Source organism: Paenibacillus sp. J31P13 (genome assembly GCF_056269295.1).
In genome coordinates this window covers 130,095-147,482 of record NZ_JBWDNR010000003.1, presented here as the reverse complement: position 1 = coordinate 147,482, position 17,388 = coordinate 130,095, and the positions used below count along the sequence as shown (strand labels likewise).

Sequence of the window (17,388 nt, the reverse complement as noted above, 5' to 3'; positions counted from 1 at the left end):
GCTCCTTTATATCTTCTTATGGAGTTCTTGATGAATAGCCTCGAGCAACCGATGCGTCTCATCGCAGCCGTACTCCCAAAACATAATCCCAGCTAGTTGATTGCTCTTCACATAATCGCTTTTATGTCCAATTGATTCTTCATCGTCATAGGAGATGAAGCTCGTTCCGTTATAAAGATAAGGCGCCTTCGCCTCATTGTCCCAGTAACGAATATAACCATTCTTATTAATGTAATCCGCCGCAAGAGTGGTAAAATCAGGTCCATAGCCGCCCGTGCTTCCAGCCATTTGGTGAAGCCCGTTAGCGATATTAGGAACGTTATTCCACACCCGAGAATAGAATGCCGCACCAATGACGATTTTCTCTCTCGGCACGCCCGCACGGATGAATAGGTTAACGGATGCTTCCGTACTGATGCGGAACAAATCCCCAGTTGGTGTATACAGATTTGTATGGTGACCCGTCAGAACCTGAAATCCGCCGCGCATATCGTAGGTCATCAGCTGTACAAAATCCAAATACTGCTGGACCTGATCCATTTCTGTTCCATCTACATAATATTGATCCGCACCTGCTGCAATAGTCAGCGAATAATGGCGATTATCTTGTGCGCCTTTCAAATCCAAAGCTTCGCGCATCGTCTTTAGAAGCAAGGTAAAGTTCGTCTTATCATCAGGACTCGAAGCAATGCCAGCCTCGCCGTAACAAGGATACTCCCAATCCAAGTCGATTCCATCGAATGGATAGTCGGTTAGTATCCGAACGGCAGAGTCAGCCATACGTTTTCTTCCGGCTTCTGTTGATGCCGCTTCGGAGAACCCGCCAGCACTCCAACCGCCAACAGACAATAGAATAGAGAGCTCTGGATGCTCACGTTTAATCTCTCGAAGCGTATCCGTATGCTGCAAATGATCCGTAGTGATCTCATCTTCGCGAACATGGCCAAATGCCACATTCAAATGAGTTAGCTTATTCAAATCCTCCCGCGTCATTTCGGGAAGCTTCGAATCGACGGCATAACCCGCCACAATATAATTCCGTTTTGTCATTACGTATCGCTCCAATCTATATTTGTTGTTGGTATACGCTGGCTAGGACCTGCAACGTTTCCTTCCCGGTTCCAATCTTGTATCCTGAAGTTGTATACCGAATTTGGTCTTGGTTATCCAGTACAAAGAGATGAGGGAAACCAGCTTCATTAGCTTGAGATTCTGCTATAAAATCCGGCAAAGAAGCATAGGTAGAATCTCGGACAAACAGGGTATGGGATGGCAGCTTTGGATATTTGGCTGGGTCAAATGATGTTGTCCACTCCGGATTACCGATAATAAAAATGATCGGAGCACCGAGCTCCGCAAACGGCTCAGCAAGCTCGCTGATCTCACGAATTAAATGCTTGGTTGGCTCCCTTTCCGGTTCCATCCAGGCCACCACAGCTCCATTCTTGCCTATAAACTCTCCGAGTGTCTTGTCAGCCCCATCCAGTGTGGTTAGCATACTATTCCGATTCATTGTACCGAGAACAGGAATTTCAAGCGGCACCTCGCGGTAGGTTAGCTGAGCATCCGTCTGCTCCCCTGCCTTCACCGTGAAGTAAGTAAAGCGCACTCTCACCGTACCATCCTTCAGACGAATACCCGACGTCATGCGATAGGAGCCTTGTTCCAGCTCAAAGGGCTCATCATATACGTCCGATTTGCCGTGAGGATAGACTAGCGTCTTATAAATACCCTTCTCCAATCTAGCAAATGTAAAATTACTAGAGTATGAAGCAGAAGGCGCCTCTACTGGCGCATTGCTATCTGGAAGCAGTCGCAAAGTTCCGCTATCTATCTTCTCTTTTTCCACTATAGTTCCATATGTAAATAATGCATCATGCCAACTGCCATTCAACATATATTGCGGCTTCTGTTCGCTTGGGTGCAAGCGCGCCGGAATGCCCAGACTTCGGCAGATCGCCACAAACAGAATAGCCAAGGAAACAGGGTCTCCCATCTTCATCTTAAAGGTGCCAATCGGATTTCCTTTGCCCATTAAGTTCGGAAGGTCCTCCCAAATCCCGTATTCTTTATCCAGACTGCGGACAAGCTCGGAAGGATCCTCTCGATAAGCTGCAGCTTCCTTATCCGTGAATGCATGTTGGAAAAAATGCCTATACGGTACGATCATTTCATATAACACACGCGGGCATAGGATATAGGAAATGAATGTTTCATCCGATAGCTGTCCCTGCTGTTTCAGGGAGCCAATTAGATGATCGTCAAGTACAGGAAGGAATGTATCAATAAGATCCTTCTCGTTCATGCTCTCCAGCAAACGAAGCGGCCATTCCCCATACTGGGAAGAACGCTCTAGCAGGAATGCAGCAATCTCCCGGCTGTTTCCGCGAGCCTTATGCAGCACATCCCATACCCGCTCCTGTGGAAGAGCCATTTTCTGAGCAAGCTCCAATGCTTCTTCCTCGTTCATAAATGTATGTTCATATTGCGTTCGGATTCCTGTACCTTCTTCAAGCCGATTATTATGCAGCTGGAGCTTTTCCTCGGAAACCTGCTCCGAAGTCTCTCCCATGCCTTCAGGCGGGGGAACCATATCAAAGTCCGACACGCCTTCTGGCTGCTGCATCTGACTCAGAACAATTTCAAAGTGTTCACTGTCAGCAACTGTAATCTTCTCGACTCCCCACTGATTATCCTTCACTGCACGGATTAATAGATCGCCAAAGCCCGTCTTCAATACGGCTTCACCCTTTGTATTTGTTGGCATCACAGCAATGGGGTAAAATTCAGCCATGTTGTAAACCTCGAAATACACATTCGCTCCGCTAACCGGTTGACCATGCTCGTCCTTTACAAGAACGGTAATACTGCGCGTTGGTGCATACCCTTCAAGCAAATTGATTTCTGTAAACCAATCGTCGGCGAGTGTAATGTCCTCAGGCCCCGGATAATTGGCAAAAATCCGTGTGTTAATGAGCATTGCCCGCCGAGCAGGGGGAGTGAACCATCCTTGATTCAGACGAGCTTCTGGTTCGCAGGCGCCAATATAATACCACTGTCCATCAGCCCATGCTTCAACCCATGCGTGGTTATCATCACAATGGGCCCAGCGCGGTGTATAGACTTGGCGAGCAGGGATGCCGATACTGCGAAGCGCAGCAACCGCAAGCGTCGATTCCTCACCGCAGCGTCCGCGCGCATTTCGGATCATGGTAAGCGGTGAAATGGTTCGCAAGTCGCTTCCAATATAATTAGCCTTCTCGTGGCACCAATAATTCGTCTCTAGAATAGCATCTGCCATGGATAAGTGACCGGTACGATCCGCCAATTCATGATATAAAATACCGCGAGAGTCCTCGATATTTTCCGTATTCACTCGGTATGGCATGACAAAGTGCAGGAAGAGGTGATCGGGAATTTTCCAAGGTACTTTTCCTCGAATCTCCAATGTTTGACGCACATGGCTTAAAAATAGCGATCCATCATAATCAGCCAAATCATTGACTGGCATATAGGCAAATAAATATTTGAGCGCCCAAGTCTCTTCATTCGTTAGCTTATTCTGAAAAACATCGAACAACTCATGCGCTCTTGCCTTTGCGATTTGCTGCTTCTCGCGAAATTTACTTTCAATAAGCGCCATAGCCTCTTGATCTAATGAGAATACCGAAGTCTGTACAGTCATTTGTCCTCTCACTCCTTCCATAGCTTTCCGTCCTCTTTGATACAGAACGTGGACTTCCCATCCGTTGTCGGCGCAGAAATCTGAAACAGGGACCTTGTCGTCTCAATGATAGGTGTAATACTCCATTGCTCTCCGTCATTCATGAGTAATTGAGGATCAGCAGCAAATTCGCCATGACTTTCAAAGTAATTACGCTCACGATAATAGAGCTTCCGAAGCTCCCACTTTATGCGCTCATCCGGCGGCAGCTGGAATGATTCTGGACCGTCTTCATCAGCAAATACGACGTATCCCCATAGCTCCGGATAATGCATATTAATAAGACCCATCGGTGACCATACCCAATTATCTTCTGGAAACGATTTACCCGTCTCAGGATTGATAACCTTCCGGTATTCGCCTCCTTCTACCTCGACCTGCCATTCGACACGTGAAAAATTAACGCGCCAAAAATCGCCTTTTACCGGCGGATTCCCCTGAGATGCGCATTCACGCAAGCTTTTCCAAGGCATAGCTACCTCGACGCTCCATTTCCGATTGGTTGCACTTGGCTGATTCAGCTCGCCATCAATATATACCGCCGTCTGAAGTCCGCTAATATCCCAGCCATTAATCGGAGGACCTCCGTCTCGGTAGGGTTTGACTAAGAGAAGATCCCATACCGTGTTTAGCGCATTAATTTCAAACTCATAATAGTTATGGGTATCGCCATCCGGATCAATGAAAATCTCAAAATCATTATCATAGAAAATAACCGATTCCCGCTCCGTCAATGTTGCCCAAATCTGATCTTCAATCATTTCCGCAGCAAAATAGAAGTATTCATCATCCCATAGCATTTTTACCCGGGTCTGCTTTGCTGGCTTCGGGCGAAGGTCACCCTCAATATCGACAAAATCCTCCGTCCAATCCACCGCTGCCCAGAATGATTTATCGACACGTCCGTCAAGAACGAGCTTCTCCGTTGCGCGTTGGCATATATAGTGCTTGGGCGCATATTCGATGTTCGGCTCCTGCAATCCGCTTAGATTCATAGGATCTCCTCCAGTTGTCTGTATCCTTATTTACGAAAATCTCTTAAAGTGAACATTCATCCCAGAAGCGCCGCAAGTTGTCCATTGCGATGCGAGAAGCCGCTTTGCATTCTTCCATGCCTTCAAATTCTATGGTGATATAACCATCGTAGCCGGATTCCTTAATAAGCTTGACGATTTTGCGAATCTCAATATCTCCGTGTCCAACAATTGCACCGCGCAAGTAATTTCCGTTCGAAGTCAAAAACCAATCGCCGCCGCCCGGATGCTGATCGTATGGACGGAAATAAAAGTCTTTAAAATGAATGAGCGATGCGTAAGGCAGGTTTTTTTTGACGCCAATAATGGAATTCTCGTCTACACACATAAAGTTGCCGACATCAAGCGTCGTCTTGAAGTTAGGACGATCAACTTCATGCAGAACTCGCTGTACGCGGTCACTCGACTGTACACTGAACCCGTGGTTTTCAATGGTTGTCGTAATGCCATACTGTGCAGCATAGTCTGCAATTTGCTGACTGCCCTTCACCATAAGATGGAGATTATCCTCGAACCACTTAATGGTCATCTGTTCTTGCGAGATGGTAAAAGCAGTAACATCATGGCGAATATGCTTCATTCCAAGGCGGTGTACAAGATCAACATGCTCCTTAACCCGGGCCACCTCCTCGTTGAATAGCTCCAGTGTATCCTGCACAAAATTCGCCGGCATTGAATAATTGGACAACGCAATGCCCGCTTCCTTTGCTGTCTCACGGACGGCATCTGCCAATTCTGGATTATCTATTAAGGTATAGCCATATGGGACAATCTCCATATGCTCACCGCCGTTATCCGCAATCCAGCGAATGGCATCAAGAATACTCATTTCTCCCGATTTAATGGCATTTAATAGACTATAAGAGCTTAATCCAATCTTCATTGTCTTCTCCTCCTTGGAGCTTTTTTCTAGTTATGAGTGACTACAACGCCAGAACCGCCGTACATATCCAGTTCTTCATCAAATTCGAGCTTAAGCACCGTGACTTGATTATGCGTATCTTCCGGTGTCATATGAATCCAAGTCGTTCCCGGGATATTAAACCACGGCACGCCGCCATGAATTTCATGCGTTAGTTCCTTGCCGGAATGCAGCACCGTTATTTTCTTGATCGGGTTGGATAATCCTTTTAGACACACGTTCTCTTTCGGATCATCATATACAAAGAGGTACAAGCTCTTTCTGTCCTTCGAAACAGTACTGCCGCCCAAATAATAACGTGGCATAATGCCTTCATCTGTCCCAAATACAGCTTCCTCATGCGTTCGAATCCATTCACCTAGTCCTAACAAAATATCTTCTTGTCTCTTATCAACTGTTCCATCTTCCATGGGCCCGATATCGAGCAACATATTGCCTCCCAAGGTAATGCAGTCACAGAACATCCGAATAATCTGATTCAAAGATTTATACTTTTCATCCGTTGGCACATAGCCCCACGAACTATTGATCGTTGTACAGAACTCCCATGGTCCTTCCGGACGTGTAATAGGAATCCCTTGCTCCGGCGTTTTGTAATCCCCATGGCCTTGCAGGCGGGAATTGATGATGATATCCGGGTTGAATGATTGAAGATATTGCTTAAACTGGGGTAAATTCCACTGCTCCGCGCTTCGTTCCCAATCCCCATCGAACCAGAGAAGATCAACCTTCCCGTAGTTGGTTAAGATCTCTCCCAGCTGATCATTATTAAACTGCAGGAATCTATTCCATTTTTCTTCATCCTGAATGCCGTCAACAGGGCTCGAAAATTTATTTACACTGCTTAAATCATCAGGTACCCTGCCGCCTTCAAATACACTTGGATAGTCGGGATGCGACCAGTCGATCAGTGAATAATACATGCCAAGGCGAATGCCTCTTTTGGTAACAGCTTCCGCATACTCTTTAATCAGATCTCGTTTCACCGGCGTCTTCTTCACAACGTTTAAGTCGCTGTACTGTGTATCCCATAGCGCTACTCCGTCATGATGCTTGGTCGTGAGAACGGCATATTTCGCTCCTGATTGTTCGATCAAATCAGCCCATTTATCAGCATCAAATTTGGATGCGGTAAACCCATCTAATTGCTTCATATATTCCTCATAAGGGATTCTCCCGTTATAGAAGGACCATGACTCAGAAACCCCATCTACCGCATAAATACCATAGTGAATAAAAATACCCAGCTTCGCTTCCTTAAACCACTCTTGCATCATTTACCGCTCCTTTTAATTAAGATAATAGAAATAAATGTGTAGTTCCTCTGTCGCTATTCATCGCTCACAGTATAGATATGTGCTATTGCAATCAAAGCTTTATCGTATTCTTCTGCTCTATGTCCAAATTTCTAAATTGTTGATATGATAGGATAACAAGCATGGGTTGGCAGAAATCAGGAGGCTTAAAATGAAACGACAATATTTTAAATCCAAACTTTTTCTAAAGTATATTTGGTCTTATATGTTCATTTTGCTTATTCCCTTAATTCTTATGACGATATTCATTTATCAAAACGCAGTCACCAATCTACGTTCCGAGATCGAACAATCAAGACTTAATCAATTAACGCAAGCTAAACAAATTATTGACGGTCGGATGAAGGAATTAAGTGAGATAGCCTCCCGCATCTCCTATGACCAGAGGCTGACTCCTTTTCGCGTTCATGATTCTTACTACAGCGGGGAAGCCATTCAAGCGCTGGATCAATATAAAGCAACAAGCTCCATTATTGGAGATATGTTCTTATACTTTCACAAGGATGAGAACGTTTACTCTGCTAGTGGATTATCGAGTTTTGATGTGTTTACAAGTCGTTTTAGCTTTAACAACTGGAAAAAAGAAAAGGTTTATCAGGATCTAAACAGCGTCAAATTCCCAACAATGCGTCCAGCTGATACGCTTATTCGCAACTCTACTATGCAGAATTCGATGCTAGCCTATCTGGTTCCCATTACGCCTAACAATCCTAATCCGCATGGAACGATTATGTATCTAATTAAGGAATCGGAGCTCACGGGCTTAATTGAATCCATTTTAGGCAATTATCAAGGATTGACCTATATACTAGACAACAATGGTCAAATCCTAATTGATAATCAACAAGGGGAAACATTAACACATACTGAAGCGAAATCCTTATACGGTCTTACGCCTGGTATTCATAATAAGATATTAAATGACAAGCCACACTCCATCGTATCCGTAACGTCGGAATACAATGGCTGGACATATGTGACCGCTATGCCGAGTTCACAGTTTTTCAGCAGTGTTTTGCATGTTCGCAGCTTTATCATTATGCTATTTACCATCGTCGTTATCGTTGGGGCTGCAATTGCACTCGTTTTCGCAAGAATGCAATATCAACCCATTTCAACACTTTTGGAATTTGCAAATTCTAAATCTAAATCTAAGCACCCTGCAGATGCTTCTGACACAAGCGGCAACGAGCTTGATCGTATCCGAACAGCACTGCAAGAGTATAGCTCGCGTGTAGATCTTCAAGAGCCGTATGCACGCAATCATTTTCTGAGCATGCTGCTCAAGTTTGGGAATGCTCAAAGTCTTACGCCTGAGCTTCAGGAAGCATTTAATCTTCATTTCGACCGAAGCCATCACTTTGTTATGGTGATTGGATGGGACGATAAGCTTGATGAAAGACAGGAAAGACAGGAAATTCTTCAGCTGCTTGCTGGAATTGAATTTCCGGAGTTGGCTGCTTATGCCTATAGCGTAGAGCTCCCTCAACCGGATCAAATAGCGCTAATTATCAGCTTCAATACCGATCAAGCGAAGCAAGAATTTGATTCTATTCGCCACATTGCAGAAGCGGTGTACAGCGGCATGCTAGAAACATTCCATGTTAATCCTACGATTGGCGTTGGAACCTGTTACTCCAGCCCGGATCAGCTCAATCAGTCCTTTATCGAGGCTTGCTCTGCATTTGAATTACGTACAGCTAACGGTGATAGCTCGGTCACATATTTCGAGAAATTGCTCTTAACGCCAGACCATACGTTTTGGATTCCGAACAACTCGCTGCTTAAGCTCTCTCAGAGTCTAAAGCAGGGAAGCTATGATGTGGCTGCACAGATCATTAGTCCATCTATCCGAAGCCTGCAATCATCGGAGCTGTCTACTTTTCTTAAACGTTGTATATGCTTTGACATTCTAAATTCGATGCTAAAAACCGCATCTGAACTGGGCATTCCTAATTTAATACAGGAAATGGCTCCGAATATGATGTACAGCCAATCATTAGATGAATTGGAGAGCGGTTTTCTCAATCTTGCTTCCCGAATCTGTACGCAAGTGGAACGCAATAATCAGAAAGAAGTACAATCGCAAATTGATCGAATCGTATCCTATATTGATGAGCACTATACGGATCAAACACTCAGTCTAGACATGATTGCTTTTGAGTTTGATATCTCGCCATCCCATGTAAGTCGGTCATTTAAAGAAAAAATGGGACTTAACTTCATTCAATATATTTGGCAAAAACGATTGGAAGAGGTTAAGCGTCATTTAAAAACGACCAACGCTCCTCTTAAAGACATTATTATTCAAGTTGGTTATCTGGATACACCTAACTTTATTCGCAAATTTAAGAAAGAAACGGGCTATACGCCTGGACAATACCGCAAGCTATACTGGGAGAACGGATCGATAGAATCGCTGACCGAACTCGATGATGAATAAGGAACCATAAACAAACACCCGGTCATCAGCTCGCATGACCGGGTTAGGTTTCTTGTTACTTCATGCTGGAATCGTTTTATTTGACTGAGCTCTATCTGTCGTATGCGCTTTGATAAAGCTCAGCGATACGGTCACCGCCCATTTTTTTGATTTGAGCACGATACTTGTCCCAATTAGACATTGGTTCTTGACCGGTTACAAATTTCGCTTCCATTTGTTTCACGTATGTGTTTAGGTCTGATAATAAAGCAGATGCTTCAGATTGTTCCGAACTTGTTAAGTACACGTTAGGATAAGGAGTTTTTGCAATGGGTAAAAGCTTTTCTGCATTTTCCTTATTGATCCATTTGTCAAAATCGTTCTCAATCCCTATGCTAAGCTCAGCAGAGTTCATGCCTGGCGGAACAATAGCATAGTTCGGAGTAATGGTTCCCTTATACTCATTGCGATCGCCACCGCCTGGAACAGGAAGCCATTCCTTCGCATGTGTAGCCTTGTCTGTGTATTTCCACAGTAAATTTTCAGGACCTTGACCAAATAACGTTGCACCTTCATAGCTGTATAGGTAATCTACCCAACGCATTGTTGCTTCTGGTGCAGGATTGTTGCTTGTAATCGCAAAGGTACCGTTTGATGATATACCTGGATGTTTTCCATAAACAGGAGTACCAGCAATATCACTGCCAACTGGTGTCATTAATGGATTATCTTCGCTTGGCTCACCGCCTAGTGTAAAGAACGGGTAGTAGTCGCTGAACAACGCAACTTGGTTATTAGATCCTTTTGCCTTCTTCTGATCATTGGTTTGTGAGAATGTCTCACTATCCAGCAAGCCATCTTGCCATAAACGATTCAGAAACGTTAAATACCCCTTGTAGCCTTCTTCTTGAGGCGTATAGTGCACTTTACCTTCCTTGTCGGCATAAACGAGCTCATCATAGATGCCCCAGAAACCAAGGAAGTACATCCGCAAATCATCTAATTTAACTGAGCTAAGCGGAATTTCATCCTTTTTACCGTTTCCATTTGGATCTTCGTTCTTCACACGCTTGAGAAAGTCATACAATTCTTCAGTCGTCTTAGGCAGTTCTGTAATGCCTAGAGCTTTCAAGAACTTACCGTTATACCACATCGGACCCCGATACCATACTGCTGATAGATCAACGTTCGGCAACGCATAAATATGTCCATCAGGTGTAGTGAATGACTTGCGAACATCTGGATTCTCATCAAATATTTTTTTGATGTTAGGCGCATAACCGCCATCAATATATTTTTCAAGAGGAATAAGAATGCCTTGCGTACCGTAAGTCACTTGCTCTGCTGGTTTAAGTTCTGCTGCATAAAAGATATCCGGCAAATCCCCACTTGCAAATACAAGGTTTTTCTTAGTCTCAAAGCTGTCAAGCGGAGCATTTTGATACTCGAACTTGATACCTGTCAATTTCTCCATCTCTTGCATAACAGGCATGTCTTTCCAATTTGCCATACCGGCATCCTGTGACATCATCTTGAGCGTAATCGGTTTATCAACAATAGGATATCCTTCTTTATTGACACCAGCAGCTTCGCTAGTACCCGCATTACTGCCTTTTTCACCCTCATCTTTCGATGAACCACAAGCTGCCAATACGGAGATGAGCAGCGTGATGCACAATAACAGTGATGATGCTTTACGTAGCTTTTTCATCCAAAAAAACCTCCCCAATTTCTATTATTTATGAGCAAAATCAGCCCTTAACGGAACCAATCATGACACCTTGCACAAAGTAACGCTGAAGGAACGGATAAACGGCAATAATAGGTAAAGTCGCTACAATAATAACAGCATATTTAACTAGTGCAGCAATTTCTGCCTTATTGTTGAGAGCTGCCGCTGTTGTAGAATCCATCACTCCACCGCCCTGAGAAGACATTTCCTGAAGCACAAGTATTTGACGAAGGACTAGCTGCAGCGGATATTTCGCGGCATCGTTCAAATAGATGAGTGCGGAGAAATAGCTGTTCCAGTGGCCCACACCATAGAACAATGCCATTACTGCAATTATTGGCATGGACAACGGTAATATAATCTTCAGAAACAACCGTATATTGCTGCATCCGTCAATTTGTGCAGCTTCCTGCAGCTCTTTCGGAATGGAAGATTGAAAGAATGTTCGAGCCACAATAATGTTCCAGATCGAGGCAGCTGAAGGAATAACAATCGCCCAAATCGTATTAACCATTCCTAAATTCTTGATGAGCAAGTAACTTGGAACGAGGCCGCCGCCAAAGAACATCGTGACCATGAACATTCCCATGAAAAAGTTGCGTCCTGCAAAATCTTTACGGCTTAGCGCATAAGCTGCGGGCAGTGTAACAATGAGGTTAATTGTCGTACCTATCACCGTATAGAGAATGGTGTTGGCGTATCCTGTCCAAATTTCGGAATTCTGAAATACTCTCTTATAGCCTTCAAATGTAATTCCTTTGGGCCATAACCACATTTCACCTGAACCCACTAGCTTTGGATCGCTTATAGAAGCACTAAGCATATAAATTACAGGATAGGCTACCAAAATGAAAGCTATAAACACATAAATATAGTTACAAATAACAAACACTCTATCCCGTCCGGTTTCTTTAACAGCGGAAATCATCGCTCATTCCCCCTTCTTCTACCATAAGCTGTTTTCATTGGTACGTCGTACAATTTGATTCACAACTACTAGAATAACTGCGTTAATAACAGAATTGAATAAGCCTATTGCTGTCGAGAAGCTGTACTGAGCGTCCACAAGCCCTGCTCGATATACGAAAGTAGAAATAACATCCGACGCTCCCATATTCAGCGAGTTTTGCAGCAAGAGTATTTTCTCAAACCCAACGCCAAGTAAGCTTCCCATATTTAGAATTAATAGAATAGTCATGGTTGGAATGATGGTTGGAATATTAATGTTGAGCACTCGCTGGAATCTCGAAGCTCCATCAATAATGGCTGCCTCATGAAGACCAGGATCAACTCCCGAAAGCGCTGCCAAATAAATGATCGTACCCCAACCCGCGCTTTGCCAAACACCCGACAACACGTACATGGTCTTAAACCAACGAGGGTCCGTCAAAAACTGGGGTGCATCAAACCCAAGCCATTGAATGAGATGCGTGACAATTCCTGATGAAGGTGATAGGAACGAAATAATCATTCCGGACATCACGACAACAGAAATGAAATGCGGTGCATAAGTGACCGTTTGAGCCATCTTTTTAAAGAGTCCGCCCTTTAATTCATTAAAAGCAAGGGCAAGAATAATCGGTATAGGGAACCCTATAGCTAATTCGTATAAGCTGATGCTTAATGTGTTCCAAATTAAATCCCAAAAATAATAAGAATCAAAGAACCGAACAAAATGATCGAATCCTACCCAAGGGCTCCCCGTAATCCCTTTCGTAGGGATGAAATTCTTAAACGCAATTTGAATACCGTACATGGGACCGTAAGCGAATATTAGAAAGTAAAAAAATGCGGGAGCAATGAATAAATACAGTTCCCAGTTCTTAAGAAGACGCTTCCATGAACCTTTGCGATTCTTCTTTTTTGTGAGAAGAATGTTTCCCGCTTCAACACCTGTTACCTCCTGCATGGAACCCCTCCTTCCAAATTTTCTTCATGGTGACTTTCTCCATGACCAGAAATAAGAATACTAACTTGTTGTTGCCTTCCTATCCAACATAGCTGAAAGGTTAAAGTATCGTAAATATGTCATTTTCGCTTTACCCCATAACCTCATCTCTTTATTATGAAAACGCTTCAAAAATGGACTAGTCTGACAATTGAGACAACAGCGGTTATGTGTCATTTTTGTTATTACTCCAGCTTTATAAGGGTTTTGCGCAAATTTGACCTATTCCATACATGCTTAAAAGCTTGATAATAGGGGATTTCATAACGACAATCGTACATTCAAAAATGACATCATCCGTTTTTCTTTTGATACTCATCTTGACCGCCCATAATTAGTACTATATAGTACTAATTATGACGAACAATAAACATAAAACTTCCAACAGGGATATTGCCCTTCAAACTGCCGCCACTCTTTTCCTAACAAAAGGCTTTCAGATTACAAGCATGGATGATATCGTCGTACAGAGTAAAGTTTCGAAAACAAACATTTATTACTATTTCAAAAGCAAGGAGGAGCTCTTACTAACCATCGTGGATCAACTGGTCTCCCATTACGAGCAGCGCATTCAATGGATTCTTTCTCAGAAGGATGTCCATGTTTTAAATAAATTAGAACAATTGATGATAAGTCTTACAGAAGAACAAGCCGAGAATGACTATCTCGGAGGGTGTCCCTTTCTAACCCTTTATACACAAACGTCGAGTGAATCACCTGAAGTGAAGGAGAAGATTAAAACATTCTTCGAACGACAATTCGAGAGCGTACAATTCCTTCTGACCGAAGGCGTAGAGAAAAAGGAATTAAAAGAAGACCTTCCTATTCCACAAATGGCTGCTCTCATTATCTCATCGATTGAGGGTGCACTATTCGTAGCCAAGGCCTCCAATAAACCGACCCTATTAAAAGATCTTTCCCTTGCTTTAGCTTTAATGCTAAAGTAATTTTTTTCGAATATTTAGTACCAGTTAGTACTATTAAAATTAAAAGGTGGGTTCCCTATATGAATATATTTATAACTGGAGGAACTGGATTTATCGGCAGACCGCTATTGCAGCAATTATCGAAACAGCCTCATCAATTGTTTGTTCTTGTGCGAAGCCTAGAACGATTTCAACACATCATGAATCAGATCAACCTATTGGAAGTGGGAAACATTACTCCTGTGATCGGAGATCTAGCCCAGCATAAACTCGGACTGCAAGAGGATAGCTATCAGCATGTTCTTACTGCCGACGTCATTATCCATGCAGGCGGGCAGATGAATATTGAATTAACAGAGGAGGAGGCAGAACAAGCTTTTCTTCATCCTGCCGAGGAAATTGTCCATATTGCCAAAGAAATTCATAGGGCAAAGGGATTGAAGCAATTTATACATGTTGTTGGATTTATGAGCCCCTTTAACGAGCAAACGACAGGGTCAGATCCTCATATGCTTCTAATGAAGCTACCGCCCTATGAGCGCATGAAGTTCCAAGCTGATGCTCATATTCGCCAATCTCTTGTCCCTCTGAATATTCCGCTTTCCACTGTAAATCCAAGTGTAGTTATTGGAGACTCCCAATCTGGTACAACCGAGCAAATTGGTGGGCTTAGTATTTTAGTGGATGCCGTACGGAGAAAACTCATGCCAGTTGTGCCAGGGGGACGGGATTATTGGCTGCCGATGGTTCATGTAGACCATGTAGCTGCATTTATTTTAAATCTAGTTAACATAACAGACATCAAGAGTGACACTTACTATTTATTAGATCGGAAAGAAGACAGCTTATCCATCAAAGTATTACTTGATCTAATTGCCAAAGAGTTAAGGGTAAAGGCTCCTATTAGTGCCATTCCGATTCCTCTATTAAAGATGTTTCTAGGATTGGGCGCAGGGAAATTTTTAGGTATTCCAAAAGAGTCTATGGACTTTCTTGTTCAGACGGCATTTTCCACCGAATCAAAAGCCAAGATAGAACAAAACCATAAACAGCCTACTTCCATAGTCCGTTCCATGCTTCCCGCAGTAATTGCTGATCTTGATTTTCGTCTCTCTCACCCGGCATTACAGCAGGAAATTGGATTTTCTCAGCGAAAAAAATCTAATCTTATCTCCTTGGAGCGCCATACGCATAGTCAGGAAACACAAGGAATACCCATAATCTTTCTTCACGGCACCTTTAGCGGTGCAGCCTGTTTGATGCCTGCAGCAAAATTAATAACAGGAGCAAATGTCTCATTAATCGATCTCCCGGGCTTTGGAAGAGCACCTTACCATCACAACCCTTCCGTTATTGATGGCTATGTGGAAGCTTTGACAGATCGAATTGCAAGTCTGAATACACCTGTTATTCTCGTCGGTCATTCTTTCGGCGGTCTCCTTGCTGCCAGGGTAATGGAGAAAATAAAAACAAGTATCCACCAGCTGTTGCTGCTGCAGCCTGTCCTTCATCCGATTGCCCCTCTATATCGGCGTTCTTTCTTAACCAAAAGAATACTGAAGCATGCTACACGATCTACTTTTAGAAAGGTAATGGTTCAATCGGGTGATTTTGCTAATAAAGAGGAAAAGCTTGAGCATTATATAGACTATGTTCTTCATGATCTGAAATCGCCTAGAGTAAGATCTACCACAGCGGAAGTCATGTCCGCATTAACACAAACGGAATGCATTACCTTACAGCCTCAGGTCTGGGATCGCGATAAAGTAAAAATATTATGGGGGGAGCGAGACAACAAACACTATATTCCTAAACCTTTTGAGCATATCCATACTACATTCATTCCGTTTGGTCATCAATTCCCTATTGCTGAGCCCGAGCTCACTGCTGAATGGATTCAGCAAGCAATAAAGTTATAACCAGCACTCTTATTACCAAAAAAACAAGCAAAATGCTGGAGGCCATGTCGCACTCCAGAATCTTGCTTGTTTTCGTTTACTGCTGGACGAATCGCTTATATCCAGCGTTCCCTATCGATAATATGATTAAGGCTTATAGTTATTGCTCGGTTTCTAATGTATCCCCAGGTATGAGTGAATTTAACCCTTCAAAGCCCTCTATTGTGAGCTGAGCGCAAAGAGAGTCGGTATCTCTTTTTCCCGTATGAACTAGCAAGATCTGCTGGCTGCGAATCATTTGAAGCATCCTGCGAACATCTGGCAAGCCTTGATGAACCTTATAACGAACCGCTACTATTTGTGCTTGATTGTTAACCGAGTCAGCAAGTTGCTCCTCTAACAGTTTTTGTCCGAAAGAGCCTCTGGCTAAGTGTCCAGTCAAAATAACAACATTCCTATGACACATCTTCAGTTTACTGTAATACCATTGCGCTTTCTCCGATTGCATCATGCCATCACTGGTAAAGATAATTCCGCTGCCGCCTTGGCTAAGAAACTGCTCTCGTTCCTTCTGCGTACTTATGGTCACAAATCTACCAGATTGCATCCATTGAAGGATCCCATCAGCTATGCCGGGAAGCAGCCAGTCCGGACTCTCCAACATCTGCTGCAAACCCTCTATCAGCTCAGATTCAACATAGATGGGCGTTTGGGGAAACTGCTCCGCTGCCCAAATCATTAAGTCTTGACCCCGTCCATAAGCGGGTACTGGAAATAAGACCATTCCATCAAGCGCTACAATTCTTTTGACATGCTTTGCAAGCTGATCAATCTTCTCCGCCTGCGACTCCGCATCCATACCATATGCGGCATCAATAATAGACATATCCACCCTATCTCCAGAAGGTAATCGCGCTGCAGGAGAATCGGCCATGAGTAGAGCGGATTCTGACGAATAATCGCCTGAGTAAAACAATCTTTTCCCATGAGCTTCAATGTCGAGCCAAACCGAGCCAATTAAGTGCCCGCTCCGTCCCCAACGCAGTTTAAAGGCTGGATCCAATTGAAGCCATTGCCCAGACGTAACCTTTTCATCCAGATACTCGAATGGAATAGCATCGATATGCTTCTGGTCATACGGCCGTTCTTCCCCATGCTCCTTCACATATTTCTCCCAAGATGCAAAATAGCCTGATAACTGCTGCACGGTAGCGCGTGTCGTCCATACTTTCCCTTTAAAGCCCAGTTTAATTAGAAGCGGTATCGCCATGGAGTGGTCCTCATGCGCATGGGATAAAAAAACAGCGTCCAGCTGCCCCACCATATCCCTATCTAGGAGCGGATACTCGCCCGCATTTTCCTTCTTAACGCCGCAATCAAGCAAAATGCGCTTGCCTGCCATTTCTATATAATAGCATGAGCGGCCATGCTCACCAGAGCCGCCCCAAACGGTCAATCGTATCATT

General features: G+C 43.6%; 12 protein-coding genes. 3 read left to right on the top strand and 9 right to left on the bottom strand.

The window, feature by feature from the left end; genetic code table 11:
* Window positions 1–6: 6 nt before the first annotated feature.
* From AC0YOD_RS11650 to AC0YOD_RS11630, 5 genes are read right to left on the bottom strand one after another with little or no spacing between them, the layout of a single operon-like run.
* On the bottom strand, window positions 7–1,050 hold the full coding sequence (locus AC0YOD_RS11650) for a glycoside hydrolase family 18 protein (protein WP_475799467.1): 1,044 nt from the start codon (window positions 1,048–1,050) through the stop codon (window positions 7–9).
* Window positions 1,051–1,066: 16 nt separating this feature from the next.
* Window positions 1,067–3,706 (bottom strand): transglutaminase domain-containing protein, encoded by a 2,640-nt coding sequence (locus AC0YOD_RS11645; RefSeq protein ID WP_475799466.1) that lies wholly within the window; start codon window positions 3,704–3,706, stop codon window positions 1,067–1,069.
* On the bottom strand, window positions 3,694–4,719 hold the full coding sequence (locus AC0YOD_RS11640; protein ID WP_475799465.1) for a carbohydrate-binding family 9-like protein: 1,026 nt from the start codon (window positions 4,717–4,719) through the stop codon (window positions 3,694–3,696). Before AC0YOD_RS11640 ends, AC0YOD_RS11645 begins: the two co-directional genes overlap by 13 nt.
* Window positions 4,720–4,762: 43 nt before the next feature.
* A complete protein-coding gene (locus AC0YOD_RS11635; protein WP_475799464.1) occupies window positions 4,763–5,641 on the bottom strand; it encodes a sugar phosphate isomerase/epimerase family protein in 879 nt (292 codons plus the stop codon).
* 26 nt (window positions 5,642–5,667) lie between these two features.
* Window positions 5,668–6,954 (bottom strand): alpha-L-fucosidase, encoded by a 1,287-nt coding sequence (locus AC0YOD_RS11630; protein ID WP_475799463.1) that lies wholly within the window; start codon window positions 6,952–6,954, stop codon window positions 5,668–5,670.
* A 193-nt stretch (window positions 6,955–7,147) separates the two neighbouring features.
* Between AC0YOD_RS11630 and AC0YOD_RS11625 the strand changes: the two genes are divergently transcribed.
* The gene (locus AC0YOD_RS11625) at window positions 7,148–9,439 is read left to right on the top strand and encodes a helix-turn-helix domain-containing protein (protein ID WP_475799462.1); all 2,292 of its coding nucleotides are present in this window, start codon (window positions 7,148–7,150) and stop codon (window positions 9,437–9,439) included.
* Between the two features lie 91 nt (window positions 9,440–9,530).
* On the opposite strand, the gene AC0YOD_RS11620 is transcribed toward AC0YOD_RS11625, so the two are convergent.
* Genes AC0YOD_RS11620 through AC0YOD_RS11610 form a run of 3 tightly spaced genes read right to left on the bottom strand, consistent with a single transcriptional unit; the run spans window position 9,531 to window position 13,059 of the window.
* The gene (locus tag AC0YOD_RS11620; RefSeq protein ID WP_475799461.1) at window positions 9,531–11,129 is read right to left on the bottom strand and encodes an extracellular solute-binding protein; all 1,599 of its coding nucleotides are present in this window, start codon (window positions 11,127–11,129) and stop codon (window positions 9,531–9,533) included.
* A 40-nt stretch (window positions 11,130–11,169) separates the two neighbouring features.
* A complete protein-coding gene (locus AC0YOD_RS11615) occupies window positions 11,170–12,078 on the bottom strand; it encodes a carbohydrate ABC transporter permease (RefSeq protein WP_475799460.1) in 909 nt (302 codons plus the stop codon).
* Window positions 12,079–12,096: 18 nt separating this feature from the next.
* Window positions 12,097–13,059, bottom strand: coding sequence for an ABC transporter permease (locus AC0YOD_RS11610; RefSeq protein WP_475799459.1), 963 nt, complete (start codon window positions 13,057–13,059; stop codon window positions 12,097–12,099).
* A gap of 395 nt (window positions 13,060–13,454) precedes the next feature.
* On the opposite strand from AC0YOD_RS11610, the gene AC0YOD_RS11605 reads away from it, so the two are divergent.
* Together AC0YOD_RS11605 and AC0YOD_RS11600 are read left to right on the top strand one after the other, a co-directional pair.
* Entirely contained in the window at window positions 13,455–14,045 is a 591-nt protein-coding gene (locus AC0YOD_RS11605; RefSeq protein WP_475799458.1) for a TetR/AcrR family transcriptional regulator, read from the top strand.
* A gap of 59 nt (window positions 14,046–14,104) precedes the next feature.
* On the top strand, window positions 14,105–15,943 hold the full coding sequence (locus AC0YOD_RS11600; protein ID WP_475799457.1) for an alpha/beta fold hydrolase: 1,839 nt from the start codon (window positions 14,105–14,107) through the stop codon (window positions 15,941–15,943).
* Between the two features lie 139 nt (window positions 15,944–16,082).
* Here AC0YOD_RS11600 and AC0YOD_RS11595 read toward each other — a convergent pair whose 3' ends face one another.
* Window positions 16,083–17,387, bottom strand: a complete 1,305-nt coding sequence (locus AC0YOD_RS11595) for an MBL fold metallo-hydrolase (RefSeq protein ID WP_475799456.1) — start codon at window positions 17,385–17,387, stop codon at window positions 16,083–16,085.
* Between the last annotated feature and the right edge of the window lies 1 nt (window position 17,388).